This window comes from Methylobacterium sp. WL8 (genome assembly GCF_008040045.1).
Taxonomy (GTDB): Bacteria; Pseudomonadota; Alphaproteobacteria; order Rhizobiales; family Beijerinckiaceae; genus Methylobacterium; species Methylobacterium cerastii.
Map to the genome: position 1 here is coordinate 1 of NZ_VRVF01000161.1, position 2,827 is coordinate 2,827.

Here is a 2,827-nt window from a genome sequence, read left to right on the forward strand (position 1 = left end):
CCGTCTTGCCCCCCGCCTTGCCCTAAAAATCGGACGCGACCCATGCTTGAGGCGACCCCGCTCACCTGCGCGATCCTCGACGACTACCAGGGCGTCGCCACCACCCTCGCGGACTGGTCCCCGCTCCGGGACCGCGTCGCGCTGCGCCCCTTCCGCGAGGGCTTCACGACCGAGGACGCGCTGGTCGCGGCCATCGCCGACTGCGAAATCGTGGTGATCATGCGCGAGCGCACGCCGTTCCCGGCCGCCCTGTTCGCGCGCCTGCCGAAGCTCAAGCTCCTGGTCACCTCCGGCATGCGCAACGCGAGCATCGACCTCGCCGCGGCCAAGGCCCACGGGGTCGTCGTCTGCGGCACGGCGAGCGGCTCCGCGCCGCCGGTGGAGCTGACCTGGGCGCTGATCCTCGCGCTTGCCCGCCGCGTCGTGCCGGAGGCGAACGCCCTGCGGGCCGGCGGCTGGCAGACGAGCGTGGGCGCCGACCTCGCCGGCCGCCGCCTCGGATTGCTGGGCTTGGGCAAGATCGGGACCCGCGTCGCCCGGATCGGCCAGGCCTTCGGCATGCTGGTCTCGGCCTGGAGCCCGAACCTCACGGAGGCGCGGGCGGCCGACGCCGGCGTGGCGCTCTCAGTCTCCAAGGCGGCGCTGATGGCCGAGAGCGACGTGGTCTCGCTCCACCTCGTGCTCGGCGACAGCACCCGCGGGCTGGTCGACGCCGCGGCGCTCGCGCTGATGCGGCCGCACGCCCTGCTGATCAACACCGCGCGGGCGGGCCTCGTCGACGGCCTGGCGCTGCAGGCCGCCCTCGCGGAAGGCCGGATCGGCGGGGCCGGCCTCGACGTGTTCGAGATCGAGCCCCTGCCGGCGGACTCGCCCTGGCGCAGCCTGCCGAACCTGCTGGCCCTGCCCCATCTCGGCTACGTGAGCGAAGCCAACTACCGCACCTACTTCACCGAGGCGGTGGCCGACATCCAAGGGTTCCTCGACGGCGCGCCGGTGCGGGTGATCGGCTAGGCCTCCGCGTCCTGCCCGGGATCGATGAAACGCACCACCCTCCAGCCAGGGCCCGTCATTCCGGGGCTGCGAAGCAGAGCCCGGACCCGGAGGGCCGCGCCGAATGCGTGCAATCCAGAACCACAGGTTGTGATCTAGCGCGTGCGGTCGGCGGCTGTGGATCCCGGGCTCGCCTGCGGCGCCCCGGGATGACCGATCCCGAACGCCGCCACCGCTTCCGTACTGAGTCCTATGACAAGACGATAACGGCGCTTCTCACGAAGCGGTCCAACCTGTTCGGGGAGGCGTCCAAGCTGCAAGACCGGATCGCTGAGATCAAGAACGACGTGTCGGCCTTGGACCAGGTTCTCGGCTCACTCGGCTACGAGGGCGATCTAGACGCCGCCATGCCCTGTTAGAAGCGCGAAGTTCTATTCGGGCGGGGCCGAACTCACCAAGGGCATCCTAGACACAATCAGAGAGGCCACAGGGTCGATGACGAGCCGGGAGGTCCGCAGTCCGTCCCATCACTTACCAGCCACGACGCCCGCAACAGCAAGCTCATAACAGAGCACACCCGCCTGGCGTCGAAGGCACTGCGCCATCTATCAAAAAACGGCGCAGTAAGATGCTCAAAGGATCAAAATGGGAATCTAGTCTGGGTGACTAAATCTGATCGTCCTGATCAGAAGCCTCTTCGAGCCTCTTAGCGGTGTCCGAATCACCGTAAAGTGATTCGAACGACTCACGTATTCCTACGCTCCACCGTTCAATATCAGCATCGACCTTCGCTAAGTCGGCCGACAGCCAGTTTTCGTCTAGCGCATTCACGGCGTTTCCCCTCGCTGCCCGCAATCGAGCTGGCGCCTGGACACTACCACTGATTAATGTACCTTTCACCAAGTTTGTTCCCATTGCGTTCGGTATCCTGCTCATGCTGCCTACTGCCTAAGCGCCCGAACTTGTCTTTGGCCTCTGTTCACCAATCGGAACAAAGAACAAGAAGTTCGTTGAGATACTGAAGGCAAATCTACTTAAATTTCATTACCAGTCACAGGACTTTAAAGTCACTGATCTGATGAAGTCTGTTAAGATCAAAGACATGGTGTTAAAAGACACCCCGATCGAAGATCGTTATACAACTCACATAGAATACGCAAATAAGTTTCGCGAAATCACAGGCCAAAACGGCGCTCTTGCGATGCTGTGTTGTTCGGCGATTAGCGCATATAGGCAGAAGAAAGGTAAAAATCACCTCGAAGGTCAAGCTTATATATTTGACCAGTTTAAAAGAGGTGAAGAGATAAAGATCCTACGACAAACTTACCAGAAAGCGTTTGTGCTGATTTCGTTGTATTCCGGAAAAGAAAATAGAATAAAATATCTTAGTCATCGTATTTCAGCAGACCATATCGAATCACGGCCCAGCGTAGATCATGAAGGCGATGCTAAAAAACTAGTTCGACGTGATGAGGACGAGCAAGGGCAGTCTCACGGACAGCGGTTAGCAGACGCGTTTGCCCTGGCGGACTTATTTATCAACCTCGACAATGAGCGTGAAGCTGAAGAAACTTTAAATCGATTTCTTCTTGCTTTTTTTGGATCAAATAAAATCAGTCCAAGCAAGGATGAATACGGAATATATATTGCTAAAAGTGCAGCCTTGCGATCTCTTGATTTATCCAGGCAAGTAGGGGCGGCCATTTTTTTCTAGGACGGCAGAATTGGCTGTTGGGCCTGTTGTTCGAGGGCGGTGAGGTAGGCGTCGGGATCGCGGCGGAAGCGGGTTCGTGCGGTCCGCGCCTGCCTGCGGATGTCGAGGGATCGGCGCAGGGCC

General features: G+C 60.2%; 3 protein-coding genes. All 3 read left to right on the forward strand.

What is annotated here, in order from left to right:
• Window positions 1-42: 42 nt before the first annotated feature.
• Entirely contained in the window at window positions 43-1,011 is a 969-nt protein-coding gene (locus FV234_RS25575) for a D-2-hydroxyacid dehydrogenase family protein (protein WP_147765329.1), read from the forward strand.
• Between the two features lie 188 nt (window positions 1,012-1,199).
• Window positions 1,200-1,409, forward strand: coding sequence for a hypothetical protein (locus FV234_RS26870; RefSeq protein WP_238271538.1), 210 nt, complete (start codon window positions 1,200-1,202; stop codon window positions 1,407-1,409).
• Between the two features lie 659 nt (window positions 1,410-2,068).
• Window positions 2,069-2,704 (forward strand): hypothetical protein, encoded by a 636-nt coding sequence (locus tag FV234_RS25585; RefSeq protein WP_147832413.1) that lies wholly within the window; start codon window positions 2,069-2,071, stop codon window positions 2,702-2,704.
• The last annotated feature ends 123 nt before the right edge of the window (window positions 2,705-2,827 follow it).